The following is a 16,079-nucleotide window of genomic DNA, read 5'->3' as shown; positions in this document are numbered from 1 at the left end:
ATGATACGGTCTCTTTATCTCTTTATCCTGTTGTCTTTGCTGGCCCTCGCCGGGGTTTGGGTTGCGGATAATCCGGGACAGGTTGCGCTGCGCTGGGATAATTACGTTATCGAAACAAGTGTGGTGGTTCTGGTTATTGCGACCCTTCTTATCGCGCTTATACTGATGGTTTTATATCAGTTGTTTTTCTGGTTGAAATCAGGTCCCGGCCGTTTGGGTGGGATATTTTCTGCACGCCGGCGCAGCAAAGGAATGGACGCGCTCAGTCATGGTATGGTTGCGATTGCTGCGGGCGATTCTGATGGCGCCAGAAAAGCCGCTGTCGCTGCCGAAAAGCATTTGCAGGGAGAGCCACTGACATTGTTGCTGGCGGCACAGGCTGCGGAACTTAATCAGGATGATCGGGCGGCCCGAATTTATTACAGCAAAATGACCGAAAATCCCGAAACCGAGTTTTTAGGATTACGCGGCCTCATTCAACGGGCCAAGGCAGAAAATGATCTGGACCTTGCGCTTTTATATGTAGAAAAAGCGGATAAATTGAAGCCCGGAACAGAATGGGTTCTCAAAGACCTGCTGGGATTGTTTCTGAAATTGCATCGGTATGAAGATGCGGACAAAACCCTTACCCGTATGGCCCGGGGAAAATCCGCAAAAAGCGATCGGGTGAAACATTTGCGGGCGGTCATTGCCTATCAGCGGGCCTTGCCGCTGGCTGAAAATGGGGAAAAAGAAAAAGCGCTGACACTAGCGCTTGATGCCCATGATCTTGACCCCGCTTTTGTCCCTGCGTCCGTAATGGCAATCAGTCTGTCTCAGCCGGGGCGGAAATTGGATAAACTGATCAACGATGCGTGGCGGCACGCGCCACATCCGGATATTGCCAAAGCGGTAAAAAACCTTATTCCGGTTGAAAGCCCGGCGGACTGGCTTTTGCGGGCCAAGCGGCTGATTGCGCCGTTAAAGCCGGAGCATCCTGAAACCATGATGGTCATGGCACGCGCAGCGTTGGACGCTCAGGAATGGGGTCAGGCAAGGGGCTATCTGAACAAAACAGCCGACATTGACCCGCGTGGGTCCGTCTATCGGTTGATGGCCGAGCTGGAAGAGCGGGCAAATGCCGACGCCATTGCTGCGCGAAAATGGATCCTTGAAAGCGTTGAAGCACCTCAGGATCCTCTTTGGATATGCGAAAGTTGCGGACGGCAGGAAAAATCCTGGACGGCGGATTGCCCATCCTGCGGCACATTTGATAGCTTGATATGGCGCAAGCCCGACCAAGGGGTGACCTCTGGTGATTTGCTGGAAGCAGAAATTGTCCAGGAGATCGAAGCCCCGAAACCGACCTGATTGTTAGAAAACCGCGATGATTTTCTTGCCCTGAAAATGGCTTGGGATTATTGTGCAATTCTTCCAGTGCCGCTGTAGCTCAGTTGGTAGAGCACCGCATTCGTAATGCGTAGGTCGGAGGTTCAAATCCTCTCAGCGGCACCATAAAATCAATGCACTTTTAAAAATCAGATGGTTTTTCCCGTCCAGAGTTTACAAAATGCATCTTCGGAAGGGTCTGGAAACCTGCCGGTTCTGGGGGTAAAAATCCGTTAAATAGGATTAGGGGACTCGTCAAAACCACCCAAATTTAACCCTTGCCAGAATTTTTCGCGCCGATAGCATTTAGCCTGTGGGTTAAAGGGTTTGACTTTTTATCAATAAATCAGGGATTTCTAAAATAAATTGGGGGCGATTTACATGAAACCACCCCCTTTTTCACATTGCCGTTTATGCAGCAGCCAAAAACCGTAGTTTTTCTTCAACCTGTTGAGCAGTTTTCGCGCGCGTTTCGTCGCTAATATTTAATCCTTCTGCATGGATAAACTCAACATCATCAAGGCCTAAAAAGTTAAAAATCGTTTTCAGGAAGGGCGTCACAGAATCCTTATCAGTTTCCTTATAATACCCACCGCTGGTAACTACAGCATACACCTTTTTGCCTTTCAGCAATCCCTCAGATCCCGTTTCGGTATAGCGAAAGGTAATGCCAGCGCGTGCAACATAATCAATCCAGCTTTTCAAAGTAGATGGAACTGAAAAATTATACATGGGAACAGCAAGAACAACCACGTCCGCCGCCTGTAACTCTGCAATCAAACTGTTGGAAAGCGCCAGGGTTTTACGTTGCGACGGGCTCAGATCGTCTTCTAAAAGATTAAAACTGGCGATGGCATCCCCTGTCAAATGTGGAATGGAATCTTCAGTTAAATCTCTGTGGACGAGCGTGCTATCGCCGTGAGTGACCAAAAGCTGATTCACCACTTTTGAGCTGATGGCATTTGATTGACTGTTATCGCCAAGAATGCTGGATGTAATATGTAGAATGTTTGTCATGTTTTTTACCTCGCCAAAGTTTTTGCGTCTCTGACCAGTTATTTAATATCTGACAATTCGATTTAATAACGCTATTATTTGATTAAATGCATCAACTTTTTAGATAGGTTTACGATGGCATCTCCGAAAGTCAGTCTGGAACAATGGCGGATACTGCACTGTATTATCGCTGAAGGGGGCTTCAATCAGGCGGCAAAGAAACTCAACAAAAGCCAAAGTGCAATCAGCTATGCTATCGCCAAAATGCAAGAGCAGCTTGGTATGGAAATACTCACGATAAATGGCAGAAAAGCAGAGCTTACAGAAGCTGGAGAGTTACTCCTCAGACGCTCCAAAACTCTCTTAAGCGAAGCTGAATGCCTAGAAGCTGCGGCACAGGCGCTGTATCAAGGATGGGAGCCCGTTATCTCCATTGCAGCTGAAACCCTCTTTCCTATACACATACTTATGCAAGCTCTTGAGAAGCTCGGTAAAAGCGCACCGCACACTCGCGTTGAAATAATTGAAAGTGTGATGTCTGGCACAATTGAATTAATTGAAAAGCATGCGGTTGATTTGGCTATCACTGCAAACCTGCCCAAAGGCGGATCCGGCATACCACTTATGGATATTGAATTTACATTGGTTGCAGCGCCAAGTCATCCGCTGGCGCAGCAAAATGAACCAATTGTATTTTCGCAACTTGCCCAGCACCGCCAAATCATTGTGCGTGATAGCGGTGAGCATAGAACAGGGCTCGGCGGCTGGCAAAAAGCCGAACAACGCTGGACCTTCAGCAATCTTAGCACTGCAAAAACGGCTCTACTGAACGGTCACGGCTTTTCTTGGTCGCCAACCTGCCTTATGCACGCCGAACTTGAAGCGGGCCAGATTGTACCGCTTCAGCTCGAGCATAAAAGCAGGCGGAAAACGACATTATACTTGACCTACCCAGAGATCGACGCGCGTGGTCCCGCTGTAAAACTTTTGGAAACACTGCTGCTCGATAGCATAGCTGAGTATCGTGAAACCTTGCCAAAATGTTTAACGGCCTAAGATTATTTCCTGCGCGTTTGGCTAGCGCGACGGCGGTGAATAGCATGTTCCAGCCTTCGTAGTAGGCCTGTTGGGTGGTCTCGGCATGGGCGGCTTTTAAATACAGGCGAGCGCGTTTTCACGCGGGTTCGAGTGTTTGCAAAAGGGCCGTCAGTGAGGTACGGCACCCCTTGGGCTCGGGTGCGATTGGCTCATGGCAGTGAGGGCGAGGTGAAGTCTTGGTACATTGACGTCTCTTTGGAAAAGCTGGATGCGGAAATTGCATTTTTAGCGGATGGGGTGGTGTCTGGCGGGGACGTGCCCATCTTGGTGCTTGAGCCGAAGAATATTTATACGGATCGAGTGTTTAGGTTACCAGCGGATGAGCGGTGATATCGGCTTCGTTTGCTCTTGTTTGGCTGCTCTTAATTGCAGCTCTCGGCCCTTAGCCGACCTTCACCGACCAATATCGATCAGCAAGTATATTCCCGAAAATGGTCGTTCGCGCAAAACCATCAACTTGATAAATTGATAGCAGCGGGGCGGACTATGCAAATACCGGCCAACGGCTGAACTGGGCGAAAAGTTGTAGTTATTTCAGAGAAATCTGGAAATCCGTTTTCAATGTCTTCTGTAGGTGTGTATGCGGAAGTGTTTTCAGGCGGTTGAAATCAGCCGTTGTTGACCCACAGCAGAAGTTGTCTATCGCTCTGAGGCGCTAATCATAATCCTGCGGAATAGACGCACCACGTACCGTCGACACCTTTTAACTGATGCTCTCCTTGATCTGTCATGACTACCGAAGATCTCATAAGCCTGTCGCAACTGGTTTTGAGACACCAGAACCTCCACTTTCCTTTACTATTGTTTGGCTCCTTGCATTAAGCTGTATGTTTCGAAAGGTTTCATGGCACCGGTTGTTGCCAGTTTGTGGATTTTGATGCCAGCTCCAGGTTGGCCATTTTCAAAGAAATTGTAGGTCCAACGAAAGTCGAATCCTGAGGCTGCCGTCTCATGTCTATCCACGGCAATCACAATATCAGTGATGCCTGCAAACCGCGCTGCCATATAACATAAGGCACATGGCTCGCCTGATGCGTACAAGATCGTACCAGACAAATCCGTTGACGCAACTGTTTCACACGCTTGGCGAATAGCCATGACTTCTGCATGTGCTGTCGGGTCGCAACATGCGCTAACTTCATTGACACCTTTCCCGAGGACACGTCCTTCCTTGTTAACAATCAGCGATGAGAATGGAATTCCACCTTTTTTTACATGGTCAAGCGACAGTTGGACTGTTTCTTTCATCAAATGAGTGTTGCTGTCATCCTGCCACATGGCTATGCCTTTTTTTTCTTGGTTTACGATAGTCATGATGCATCTACCAACTGATTTTCGAATGACTGGGTCAGCCAATGCTCGCTAGGGAGGCCCTCATACCGATTGTCTCCAATTATTATTGTTGGAACCACTCTGATCTGCTCAACTTCCTTGGCATGCTGTAATGCCTGTTGATGCTTTTGACCATATGCTCCCTGCTCCAATGCTCGGCGCAAGGCCTCACGGTCTAAGCCGACTTCCCCGCCAATATCGACCAAGACATCAATGTCACCGATGTTCCGCTCTTGTTGAAAAAACGCAACCATCACAGCAATTGGAAATATCTCACCTACACCGTTGTCTGTCGCAAAGAGGTGTGCTTCGAAGGCCTTGTCTGTGCGCGGTTGCGGCGAAATACGAGGCAACCTAATATCTATACCAATCTGTTCTGCCAAATGATACACAGAGTTAGACCACACGAGCGGAAGATATTCATCGTCTATTTTTAAGGTGGGCACCGGAAAAGGCCGCAACTCATGAGCCCGCCATGTAACCTTTACCTCTTCGTTGGAGAAAATTTTGTGAAGCCTTCGCTCAAGTAGCAAGCAGTAAGGGCACACAAAATCGGTATATATGATAATTTCCTTCATCGGTACGCTCCTAGAAATTGGCGAGATTCAGGGCTAGCTCTTCTGCTGCCTTGTGGGCGCTTGCGACAGACTCTCTGTGCCGGACATCGTTGAATTCTTGATACTCTGCGTTGATCTCGTGGAATGTTTCAACGCCCAAATAATGGCTCAATGTCTGAATATGAGGGCCCAGATGGTTCATTTTCTCGCGGATGCCCCCGATTTCGAAGCCAAACTCACCGCTGGACGTTATCAACACCAGTATTTTGCCCGACATAATGGGCTCTAGCGGAAAGTCCCCCCGAGCCAGGTCAAAGGAGAATGTTTTGTGGATGCGGATCACTTGATCAAACCAGGCCTTCAAAGCGGCAGGCATGCCGTAGTTGTACATGGATGATGACATAACAATGATGTCAGCCTGCTCCAACTCACTGATCAAGGTATCCGATAGGGAAAGCAAGGCCTCTTGCTCGCCTGTTTTTGCATCATCTGGCGTAAAAACAGCGGCAATCCAGTCTTGGCTAATAAAGTCTGGTGGGTTGCCTCCTACATCCCTATAGATGATTTTATCTTCATCATTTAATGCTCGCCATTTCTCTATAAAAGTGGCAGCGATTGATTTTGAGATTGAGTTGTATTCTGGGTTCAAGTTGTTTGTTTTTCGAGCGCTTGCGTCTATATGTAGCAGCGTTTTCATTTGCTATCCTTTCGTCGGTTCTGTTGTCCTTAGAAAGAAATATTGCATTTATAAGGGTGTTTGACGAATGATGAATTTGTATCTATAGATGAGAATATCTTATCTATACTGAGGTGCGGAACGTACGCGAAGTTACCATCCCTCAATGTTTTTAGGGCTTTTGACGCTGCCGCCAGGCTGAAACGCTTCAAAAAAGGCAGCGGGTGAGTTACATGGGACGCCGACGGCAGTCTCTCACCACATCAAGGTATTGGAGGAAGCGCTTGGAGTGCGTTTGTTTGAACGCCAGACCCGCGCCGTTAAGCTAACCAGAGATGGGGGATTAATGTCCTGTACCACATTCAATGTCATCCGGCGGCTCTGCGACACCGTCAATGATATCGTCGGCTCAAAAGATTTGCTGACGATTAGTACAACATCTTCTTTTGCCTCCATGTGGCTAGTGCCAAACCTGGGTAAGTTTTATGAAGCAAATCCTGGCATCGATGTTGCCATTCTAACCGGAGAGCAAAAAATTGATGTCATGCGCGATCGTCGCATTGACCTTGCGATCAGGTGTCTGGCGACGCAAGCCGACGGATAAGGTTTTGATTCACTCTGATCAGGGTTCACAATTCACCAGCATTGAAGGGCAATTTTTTCTAAAACAACACAATCTGGAACACAGCATGAACCGCCGAGAAAACTGCCATGACAATGCTGTTGCTGAGAGTTTTTTCAACCTGCTAAAACGAGAGCGTATTCGGCGGAGCGTATAGAAAACCTGAGAAGGTCATCGGCTACATTGAAATGTTCTATATTCCAAAACGTAAACACGCTAGAAACGGAATGTTGTCACCCGTAGAATTCGTAAAACAACGAAACGTAAAACAAGAAAGTGTCTAGGAAACTTGGGGCTATTCAAGTTGAGATGCCCCTATTTTGCTAGACACCTTGCAGTTTCAGTTTTTGCTGTCTTTCGAATTCGACTGATCCGCTTTCGCTTCAGCACTTGAAATAAACTCTCGGTAACGGCATTGTCACCACCATTCCTCCAAGCGGTCAAACTAGCGTTCAAAATTCGAGCGTCCAGAAGATTTTACCAATTACAACCGGTAAACAGGCTGACTTGATCTAGGACCCCTTGCTTTATTTTTATGTTGCAGGGAGCCGACAAACCATCCTCAAAGAAAAAGCGTCCAGCCTTCACAGATTATAGTGATCGGACGGGTATGAGGGCCGCACTGTTGTGACGGTAAATGCTCACGAATTGCAACGCGCCCTATTTACAGGGCATGGCCATGTTTTGCACTTGCAGTCAGCTAATTTACCGAATGCCTTTATTAATGGGCAGCGAACGCTCAGGAACAACTCCGTTCAACGGTAACGGTCTTGATCAGTTTCTAAGGGCGGCCGGTAGCCAGGTAATTATTTCGGGAAAGACCATCAGCACCACAAGAACAATTGTGGACAAGCCAATAAAGGGGAGCGCGGCAGAATATATTTGTCGCATTGAGATATGAGGAGGGGCGACGCCTCGCATCACATAAAGCAGTAAGCCGAAAGGCGGTGTCGTGAAGCTCATTTCCATAACGATGAGCATTAAGACGCCCAGCCAAAGCGTATTGATATCATTTGCCAACGCTAATGGCATAAAAAATGGAAGAGATACAAGCATCATACTCACTTGATCCATAAAGGCACCCAAAACCAGTAAGATACAGATCATGCCAATGACCAATATTACGGGGGTCATCTCAAATTGACCAAAAACAGAGAGCAGGCCAGTGGTACCGCCTGAAAAGGTCAAAATTTGAGAGAAGGACATTGACGCTACAATAATGAAAAGGATCATTGCAGAGACCTTGGCGGTTTCCATCAAAGAGGTGATGAGAATTTTCAACGTGAGGCTGCGATACCCAAGGGCTGCCAATAAGGAGGCCATGGAACCGAGTGCCGCAGATTCTGTCGGCGTCGCCCATCCACTAAAGATACTGCCAACGACCACGAGAAAAATGGCAAACAAAGGCACCACATAGATAAAGATTGGAACAATCCGATCTTTCCAGCTGAGTTTTTCCTGTTCCTCATCTGCAGGGGCGAGATGGGGCTGCAAATAACAGCGCCCAATAATGTAAGTGATGAACAGAATACTCATCATTATTCCCGGGATAATCCCGGCGAGCAGTAACTGTGCAATTGAAATTCCTGACAGACTGCCCAGCAATACAGCAAGGGCGGATGGCGGGATAAGCATTGCGATACTGCCTGTCGCCATAATGGGCCCCATGGCAATAGAGGGTGAGTAGCCGCGTTTTAACATGTCGGGAAGTAAAGTCGAGCCGAGGACGGCTGTATTAGCAATGGTGGAGCCTGACAGGGATGAGAATACAGTTCCCCCTGCGACGGCAACAACAGATAATCGGCCAGGAACACGGGATATCAAACGATCGATAGCATCAACACTTTTATATGCGATGCCGCTATGAAACAGAATTTCGCCCATCAACAGAAATAACGGAATTGGGGCGAGTGTAAATGTTGTAATCGAGGTCATGGAATTCCGGACAAGCTGTACAAGCCCGACTTCCCCGCCCAGGAATATCCAGGCACCGACGATATTGACACCAAGAAAGGCAAAAGCCACGGGAACGCTTGACAGCATAAGGACCAGCATTAATCCGAGTAACAATAATAGAGCAAGTGACCATTCCATCAAATCTTCCCTCCATTTTCGGAGACCGCTCTTAAAAGGCGCCGGATAAATTCTACAGAAAGTAGAAATGCTGAAATTGGAATAATGGCGAGAAGAAGCCATTCTGCGATAATGAGTTCTTTGAAAATCATGGCGTTGTTTGACCAAGAGTCATATGAAGAGACGATGCCATAGACTAAAAAAACAATTGAAACCAGAAAGCCAACAACATTGGTTGCGCTTTCCAGTAGAAGGCTTGCCCGCCCTGTCAGGGCATTGGCCAGCAGATCAACCCGGATATGCGCATTTTTAGCCAACGCCCACGGGGCGGCGATAAAGGTTGAGAAATAAAGGGCATACTCGCTGACCTCAATGGTCCACGGAATGCTAAAGTGGAAAAATTTACGTAACATCACATTGATTGAAACGAGAACCACAATGGTGAAGATGGCCACCGCCGAAGCGACACCGCATCCGACTAACAGGCCGTCATAGAACTTGCTCAATCTCACTCGTTTATTCCTCGCGCTTGAGTGCCAGGGCCCCAATTCATCGAAGGGCCCTGGCTTTACTTTTTATTTGGTTAGCAATTCTTTGAGCTTTGGCCCGTGCTCAGGGTTGGCTTTTAGAAAGGCATCCCAACCTGCATCATAGGCTTTTTGAACATAGTCGCCATCGAAGCTGATCACTTCTATGCCGGCTTCGGCTTGACGCTTGATCTCTGTCGCATTGATTTCTTTGTCTTCTGTGCAAAGACCTTCCATCCACATACTTGCCTGTTTAAGAATAGCCTTTTGCTGCTTACCAAGTTTATCCCACTTGTTGTTATTGATCAGGACTTCAACAGATGCTCTGTAGAAGCCAGGATCGACGCGATATTTGGTGACTTCGTGCCAGCCAAGATCCAATACACCTTGAGTAGGCCAACCATAACCGTCAACAGCGCCACGTTCGAGAGCTGTATAGACGTCCCCTGGTGGTGTGCGGATCATGGATCCTCCGAGAGAGGAGAAAAAGGCACTATAGATGGGTGTGGTGCGGATATTCATGCCTGATAGATCTGGGGTCTCGATCTTTTTTGTAAGATACAGGTGAAACGGGACACAATCTTTCTGCCGTGCGAGATGATAGGCATTCATCTTCTTGACGTGCAGGTCATTCATATAGGCCCATGCACCGTTTTTACGTTCTTCCTGAATGGTGAATTGGGTAAGTTTGATTGCGTCTGCTTCTGGGACGATGTTGGTGTAAAATGCGCCGGGCAAGTTACCGATATCAACAACGCCCGTTTTGATTGCATTCCCAAGTTCAAACGGGTTGAGGACAGCCTTTCCCCCCCCTAAATAATTGATTTTAAGAACGCCCGGCCCGATCTCGTTTACTTTATCGACAAAACGCTGAAAGTTCTTGGTGAAGGTCGTTCCATTTGCAAAGGCACTGACAGCTTTCAATGTCACTTCCTCCGCACTGGTGACATTCATCAGGCCTCCAAATATGGCAAATCCTATCGCACTGATTTTTAACGATTTTTTTAGTTGTTCCCTGGACTTCATCGTCTTTCCTCCTTGTTTGTTTGACACGCCTTCTTTAGTTCAGATTATGTCGTTCTCCCTGACATTCTCGAGAATCTTCTTTAACGTTTGGGTAAATGCGACAATCTCTTCGGGATCAATTTTTCTGAAAGCCCGAGCTGATTGGTACCGTGCAATCGGCCAGATCTTGTCGAATTTTTCTTGACCAAGGTCAGACAGTTCAATTCGCTGTACACGGGCATCGGTTTCATCTTCATACCGCCGAAGTAGAAGTTTAGCTTCCATCCGATCCACCGTCCGACTTAGCGTCGATTGCTCTGCCATTGTATAGACAGACAGCTCTGACATTCTAAGTGCGTTCCGTACCTTCAGGACTGCAATCACCCGCCATTCAGCAACGCCAATTTCCTGCGCTTTTAAGGTCGCTTTGAGGTTACTGTTCATCCTTTTCATGATGCGGTTCATGAGGTACGGGGGAAATCGCTCAAGAACAAAGTCCTGTTCGACTGGCGCTATCTCGCCAACTAAATCGGAAAACTGGGATGCGTGGGATGTGGATTTTTTCATGATGCACTGCCGAAAATTGCGGTGAAAGTGAAGTCCAGCGAGTCACCATCTGGATCATTCAGTGCGGCTTCACGAAGGAGTTTAAGATCCGTGGCGGCTTTCTTGCGGGTCCGCAATACTGGTAGTTGAACGGATATACGTTCAAAGTTCGCTAAGCCTCTATGATAGGTATCCCCATAGCCCTTTAGCAAATTTGCACATTCTGTATATTCCAGCGCCAAGTCATAGTTTTCGCGGGCCAATGAAATGACGGTTTCTAACCAATCCTCAACGTTTCTCTGTTCTTTCTTATAACGGTCGCTCAAGGGCCGCCAGACCTTCAGGCAGGCCAGCAATCTCATGGTATAAAATCCAGCAACGGTTGTGGTACGGATTTTGAGACCACCAGAAAAGGCCCGGTGAAAGGACTTTGCTTCAAGCGGGGCGAGAAGTTTGGACAAAAAAGGTGGTAAAACGTCACGAATTTCGGCAATTCCAGGCTTAAAATAATCCAGAACTTCGATGACCTTCCCCTGACCCCCGGCTTTTTCCATAATTTCCAAAAATCGATCTTCTCGGGTTTTTAGATCTGCAACCCGGATCACATCTTCATATGTCATCCGCAGCGCCAGGTATCTCGCAACCTCTTGTGTCAGGATGAAATCACGGTCGTTTCCTGAAGTGGCCTTATCGACGTCTAAAATGGCTTGCAGGCGTTCCCTATATAGGCGGGCATATTTTTGGGACTGGTAATCAGCCGTTCGCATTAACCCATGCCGGAGCGTGTCATGTAATTGTTCAGGAACGTTTGCCAGAATAGGCGGGACGGTTTGCTTGACGGGTGTTACGTCCGTCTTGTCTTCTGTTGCTTCAGAATTCGGCGTCTTTACTAGATCAATGCCTGCAGACAATCCTTGCAGGTTACTTTCGACGGCTTTGCCGCCATCGCGGATTATCTGTTCAAATATTTCCCGTCCGATGGGCAGTTTTCCAGTGGCCGCAAGGGCACCCAACAAACAGGCATTGATCATGCTACCCGTATTGTCGGAAAGTTTCTTGAAGTCACAAAGGATTAGTTCCGCCGCAAATTCTGTTGCTACCGTTTGGATATTTTCAGAATTATACCGATTGTCAGTCATTGCCGATTTTTCAGAAACAGCAAACATTCTATGGGTTGAACCGATCAGAAGGGTTTTTTGGGGTGTCACATACCCCTTTTCGATAGCGCGCCCGACTTCGAGTAATTCAGAGGCAATGACGATATCCACATCACCTGGCGCGGGCGTTAAGGCCATAACTGGTTCCGGTGTCATATCAGCAGGAAACAGCTCAACATAGTAGGTTGTTGCACCTGTTCGCTGTGCCACTCCGGGAATTGAAGTATATTGAGCAATATACCCAACTCGCTCAGCCGCGGCGACAATCCAGTTGGCCAGGACACTGCCGCCTTCGCCGCCCAGAGCCGCAATTAAAAGATTGATGGGGCGAAAATCGTTATCCATTGACCGCAGCCTCGTAGGTTTTGCCGCGCCGCGGTCTGATGAAAGTTCGACGGATAGTGTCCATTAACCGTTCCCATTGACTAGGGTTACTGATCGTACGAATTTCGTAAAAGGAAGGACAAAGGGACGCTGCATGTGCCGTCTCGCCGCAATTGCCGCACCCTACGCACCCTTGTTCAACATGGGCGACCGGATCTTTGCGCAGAGGATCTGGATTTTCCTTGATCGTTAAAGTTGGGCATGCAGACAGTCGAATACAGGAATGGTCCCCGGTACACAGTGTATCGTCAACCGCAAATACGCTTTTTACCACGCGATCTCCTGATTTTAACTTTTTCGCAATCTCCGGCTTTTTGCGTCGCTGGACAGCCAGCATACATTCACCATCAGCAATGATCACTTTTAACCCATCCTTGTCAGTAGTCATTGCATCTCTGAAGGTATGGGCCATTTCAGCCACACTGTAGGAGTTGATTGTTTTGATCCATTTGACACCCATTGCTTTAAGAGCAAGTGTCATATCGAGATTGGCTTCGCGATCGATCCTATCTGATTTCGATGTTGGAATATCTTGATGGCCTGTTGCTGCCGTATAGCCGTTTTTCAAGATTACGAGGACACTGTCATCTTTATTAAAGACAGCATTTGCGACCCCTGATGTAAGACCATTATGCCAAAAGCCGCCATCGCCCATTATGCTGGCTGTCCGTTTTTTGATAAGCGGGGCAATCCCGGACGATCCTGAAAGGCCGAGACCATACCCCATTACCGTGTTGCCTATATTGAACGGCGGTAGAGTTGCAAAAGTATGGCACCCAATATCAGCAGATACATGGAATTTCCCGACTTGCCTTTCCACAAGCTTCATCGCTGTGAAGACCGGTCGTTCAGGGCATCCTATGCAGAAACCAGGCGGGCGAATGGGTAAAGGATCCTGAAACGCACCAATTGCTTTGGCGATTTGATCTTTGGTGTTCGAGTGCAGGCTTTTGAGTGTACTGAAATCCAGGCGTGCCGAGGGCGCGTCAAGCAGAAATTTAGCAAGTCCGTCAAACAGGACCTGTCCAGTATATTCTCCAGCCAATGGCAGGTAGTTTTTACCGTGGATCAACGTTTCTTCACCGGCGTCTCGCAATATGGCCTTTATATTCTGGGCCAGATAATCAGGCTGTCCTTCTTCAATAACGAGAACAGATTTTTTGTCTTTGCAGAATTCAGAAATTTCTTCTGGCACCAGCGGATAGGTAACGTTCAGCACAAAAAGGGGTAGCTTTGAATTGCCGTGAGCATCACTGAGCCCTAACTGCTGCAGGGCTCGATTAACACCATTAAACAAACCACCTTGCATAATAATTCCGACGTCACCGGCTTCACCCATGTGTTCATTAAGTTTATTTTTGGCGATATACTCCAGAGCGGCGGGCATCCGGCGGTTGACCTTGTCCTGCTCTTGCACATAGGTCGACGGAGGTAAGCAAATACGCCCATAATCGAACTCAGCTTCTTCTAGAGGGGCAAGCCGTGAAATCTCTCCTGCTTTATTCTCTTTCGTTTTAAAACGGCCATATACGTGACAGGCTCTAATTCTCATTTCCAGCATTACGGGCGTCGAGCTGGCTTCGGATAATTCAAACCCTTTTTCCACCATTTCAACTATCGATGGCAGATTAGGGCGCGGATCCAATAACCACATCTGAGATTTAGTGGCGAACGAATGGCTGCGTTCCTGAATAATACTTGCCCCTTCCCCATAATCTTCGCCAAGAATAATGAGTGCGCCACCCTTGACCCCCGCAGAAGCAAGATTGGATAGGGCGTCAGAGGCAACATTTGTTCCAACAGTGGATTTCCATGTGACAGCGCCGCGCAATGGATAGTTTATGGATGCGCCAAGCATTGCTGCGGCCCCTGCTTCACTTGCGCAATTCTCGAAATGCACACCGAGTTCTTCAAGAACATCTTCAGCATCGGCAAACACGTCCATTAAATGGGAGACCGGCGCGCCTTGATAACCGCCAACATATGACACGCCGGACTGGAGCAGTGCCTTGGCAACCGCCAGAATTCCCTCACCGCGAAATTCTTTGCCTTCCCCCAAGCGAAGATTGTCTATTTCTACACTAAAGCTGCGTTCCGCCATTCTCGCCCTTCCGGTTTTAAAGCTCGGCAATGCAATTGCAATATTCCAGTTTTATCTGAATTATCTACTTTTTATATGCAAATAAATATGATTTTGCAAATAAATTATCGTGCGGTTTTGTATTTCGTAAACTGGAACAATCTTTGAGAGTATCGTCTGGATTTTGTCGTTATTTTTTTTAAGGTGTTAATAGAACGCCTCTTTTAATCATAAAGCGACAACTGTAACGGTCGTTAATGGGTTCGAGGGGGCGTGTGCTAATGCTATCTCGTATAAAACGGTGAATAAAATACTCAAAGATATTGGCCTTCGTATCGCCTACACAGACTGGGAACGGGAAACCAGTCCGTCAACGCCGATCAGAGGATCCTCAATGAGACGGTGCTTGGGGGCCATAACGTCCGAAAGGATGAAGATTTTGAGGGTCAGATTCCTCTCTGCAAAATTAATCTCGTTGCCAGCATCAAGGGAACCGGGGCTTACCCAATGCTCAGTGCGTTTGGCCACTCGCCAACACAGGAATAAAATCCTCAGCCCGTCTGGAAAAAGTCGGTCCACTTGGTCTGTCCAACAGGTTACTTGCAAAATAGATAATGGAACGCTTACTATCTTATTTAAAGTGAGCCAGATCCCTTTGTTTAAATGAGCCCGTCAAGTGTTCAGCAAGAAGGTAAAATCTGTGGATGTGACGGTTTCATTGATAAGAAAAAGACATCTGGGATGGTCACGGGGCGGGGGACAAGGGACGCATGACGCACGATATTTCCAAATTAAAATCACTGCCAATTTGGTCTGGAGATGTTTCGTTACAAAAAATGCAGGGCGGTCTTACCAATCTCAACTATCTGGCGGAAGACCAAAAGGGCAAATATGTCATCAGAGTGGGCGAGGATATCCCCGTTCATCATGTTCTGCGCTTTAATGAGCTTGCGGCAAGCAAGGCCGCCTATCAAGCCGGTCTATCACCGAAAGTTGTGTTTACGGAACCCGGCATTCTGGTGCTTGATTATATCGAAAGCCAAACTTTGACGGTCCAGGATGTTCAAGATCCGGATATTTTGGCGCGTCTGCTGACATTGTTGAAACGCTGCCATCTGGATGTTCCCAAATATCTAAGAGGGCCTGTCCTGATGTTTTGGGTTTTCCATGTGATCAAAGATTATGCAGCGACCCTTGAGGAGGGTCAGAGTGCGTATCGCCCCTTGTTAAAGGAGCTGCTTGATATCACCGAAAGCCTTGAGGCCGCCTCGCAACCCGGGTTTATTGTATTTGGGCACAATGATCTTCTTGCGTTCAATTTTCTGGATGATGGTGCCCGTTTATGGCTTATCGATTGGGACTATGCGGGATTTAATTCGCCGCTTTTTGATCTGGGCGGGTTGGCGTCTAACAATAATTTGGACGAAGCCCAGGAAAAATGGTTGTTGGAGAATTATTTTGAGAAGCCTGTTACCAGTGAGCTACTTCATCAGTATCAAGCAATGAAATGTGCCTCATTGCTGCGGGAAACATTGTGGAGCATGGTCTCGGAAATTCACTCGAAAATTGATTTTGATTACGCCTCCTATTCACAAGAAAACCTGACGTCGTTTCGTAATGCGTATGACGTGTTTCTCCAGTCCTAAGGATTTTATGAC

Annotated in this window: 15 protein-coding genes, 1 tRNA gene and 1 pseudogene; 7 read left to right on the top strand and 10 right to left on the bottom strand. The window is 47.5% G+C overall.

Translation table 11 applies throughout. The features are described 5' to 3' along the window. Both ACJAYR_RS01180 and ACJAYR_RS01175 read left to right on the top strand, forming a co-directional pair. Positions 1-1,350 (top strand): heme biosynthesis protein HemY, encoded by a 1,350-nt coding sequence (locus ACJAYR_RS01180; RefSeq protein ID WP_415234904.1) that lies wholly within the window; start codon positions 1-3, stop codon positions 1,348-1,350. 68 nt (positions 1,351-1,418) lie between these two features. Then, positions 1,419-1,494 (top strand) — tRNA-Thr (locus ACJAYR_RS01175). 285 nt (positions 1,495-1,779) lie between these two features. On the opposite strand, the gene ACJAYR_RS01170 is transcribed toward ACJAYR_RS01175, so the two are convergent. Then, positions 1,780-2,385 carry an FMN-dependent NADH-azoreductase gene (locus ACJAYR_RS01170; RefSeq protein ID WP_415234903.1) on the bottom strand — a complete coding sequence of 202 codons (606 nt, stop codon included), beginning with the start codon at positions 2,383-2,385 and terminating at the stop codon, positions 1,780-1,782. A 114-nt stretch (positions 2,386-2,499) separates the two neighbouring features. Here ACJAYR_RS01170 and ACJAYR_RS01165 point away from each other — a divergent pair, with 114 nt between their 5' ends. Beyond that, on the top strand, positions 2,500-3,420 hold the full coding sequence (locus tag ACJAYR_RS01165) for a LysR family transcriptional regulator (protein ID WP_415234902.1): 921 nt from the start codon (positions 2,500-2,502) through the stop codon (positions 3,418-3,420). 153 nt (positions 3,421-3,573) lie between these two features. Beyond that, on the top strand, positions 3,574-3,792 hold the full coding sequence (locus ACJAYR_RS01160) for a hypothetical protein (RefSeq protein WP_415234901.1): 219 nt from the start codon (positions 3,574-3,576) through the stop codon (positions 3,790-3,792). A gap of 468 nt (positions 3,793-4,260) precedes the next feature. On the opposite strand, the gene ACJAYR_RS01155 is transcribed toward ACJAYR_RS01160, so the two are convergent. The 3 genes from ACJAYR_RS01155 to ACJAYR_RS01145 are packed head-to-tail and all read right to left on the bottom strand — an operon-like array spanning position 4,261 to position 6,048. After that, entirely contained in the window at positions 4,261-4,776 is a 516-nt protein-coding gene (locus ACJAYR_RS01155; protein ID WP_415234900.1) for a nucleoside deaminase, read from the bottom strand. Then, complete coding sequence (locus ACJAYR_RS01150) at positions 4,773-5,372, bottom strand: DsbA family oxidoreductase (protein ID WP_415234899.1); 600 nt, start codon at positions 5,370-5,372, stop codon at positions 4,773-4,775. Before ACJAYR_RS01150 ends, ACJAYR_RS01155 begins: the two co-directional genes overlap by 4 nt. A gap of 10 nt (positions 5,373-5,382) precedes the next feature. Continuing rightward, positions 5,383-6,048 (bottom strand): FMN-dependent NADH-azoreductase, encoded by a 666-nt coding sequence (locus ACJAYR_RS01145; protein WP_415234898.1) that lies wholly within the window; start codon positions 6,046-6,048, stop codon positions 5,383-5,385. Between the two features lie 250 nt (positions 6,049-6,298). On the opposite strand from ACJAYR_RS01145, the gene ACJAYR_RS01140 reads away from it, so the two are divergent. Next, the gene (locus ACJAYR_RS01140; protein ID WP_415234897.1) at positions 6,299-6,631 is read left to right on the top strand and encodes a LysR substrate-binding domain-containing protein; all 333 of its coding nucleotides are present in this window, start codon (positions 6,299-6,301) and stop codon (positions 6,629-6,631) included. Continuing rightward, positions 6,579-6,933: pseudogene (locus tag ACJAYR_RS01135) on the top strand (IS3 family transposase); the annotation flags it as partial. The gene ACJAYR_RS01140 and the pseudogene ACJAYR_RS01135, both read left to right, overlap by 53 nt. 490 nt (positions 6,934-7,423) lie before the next feature. Here ACJAYR_RS01135 and ACJAYR_RS01130 read toward each other — a convergent pair. The 6 genes from ACJAYR_RS01130 to ACJAYR_RS01105 form a co-directional block, all read right to left on the bottom strand. After that, entirely contained in the window at positions 7,424-8,743 is a 1,320-nt protein-coding gene (locus ACJAYR_RS01130) for a TRAP transporter large permease (protein WP_415234896.1), read from the bottom strand. Beyond that, on the bottom strand, positions 8,743-9,234 hold the full coding sequence (locus tag ACJAYR_RS01125; RefSeq protein WP_415234895.1) for a TRAP transporter small permease: 492 nt from the start codon (positions 9,232-9,234) through the stop codon (positions 8,743-8,745). The genes ACJAYR_RS01130 and ACJAYR_RS01125 overlap by 1 nt, the downstream gene beginning before the upstream one ends. Positions 9,235-9,297: 63 nt before the next feature. Next, positions 9,298-10,275, bottom strand: a complete 978-nt coding sequence (gene dctP, locus ACJAYR_RS01120; RefSeq protein ID WP_415234894.1) for a TRAP transporter substrate-binding protein DctP — start codon at positions 10,273-10,275, stop codon at positions 9,298-9,300. A gap of 39 nt (positions 10,276-10,314) precedes the next feature. Continuing rightward, a complete protein-coding gene (locus ACJAYR_RS01115) occupies positions 10,315-10,821 on the bottom strand; it encodes a MarR family winged helix-turn-helix transcriptional regulator (protein WP_415234893.1) in 507 nt (168 codons plus the stop codon). After that, entirely contained in the window at positions 10,818-12,302 is a 1,485-nt protein-coding gene (locus tag ACJAYR_RS01110) for an indolepyruvate oxidoreductase subunit beta family protein (RefSeq protein ID WP_415234892.1), read from the bottom strand. The genes ACJAYR_RS01115 and ACJAYR_RS01110 overlap by 4 nt, the downstream gene beginning before the upstream one ends. Then, the gene (locus ACJAYR_RS01105; protein ID WP_415234891.1) at positions 12,295-14,442 is read right to left on the bottom strand and encodes a thiamine pyrophosphate-dependent enzyme; all 2,148 of its coding nucleotides are present in this window, start codon (positions 14,440-14,442) and stop codon (positions 12,295-12,297) included. Before ACJAYR_RS01105 ends, ACJAYR_RS01110 begins: the two co-directional genes overlap by 8 nt. Before the next feature lie 749 nt (positions 14,443-15,191). Here ACJAYR_RS01105 and ACJAYR_RS01100 point away from each other — a divergent pair. Then, complete coding sequence (locus ACJAYR_RS01100) at positions 15,192-16,067, top strand: phosphotransferase (RefSeq protein ID WP_415234890.1); 876 nt, start codon at positions 15,192-15,194, stop codon at positions 16,065-16,067. Positions 16,068-16,079: the final 12 nt, after the last annotated feature.

Origin of the sequence: Sneathiella sp., assembly GCF_047631475.1 — a bacterium.
GTDB lineage: Bacteria > Pseudomonadota > Alphaproteobacteria > Sneathiellales > Sneathiellaceae > Sneathiella.
This window is presented reverse-complemented; position numbering and strand designations above follow the sequence as displayed.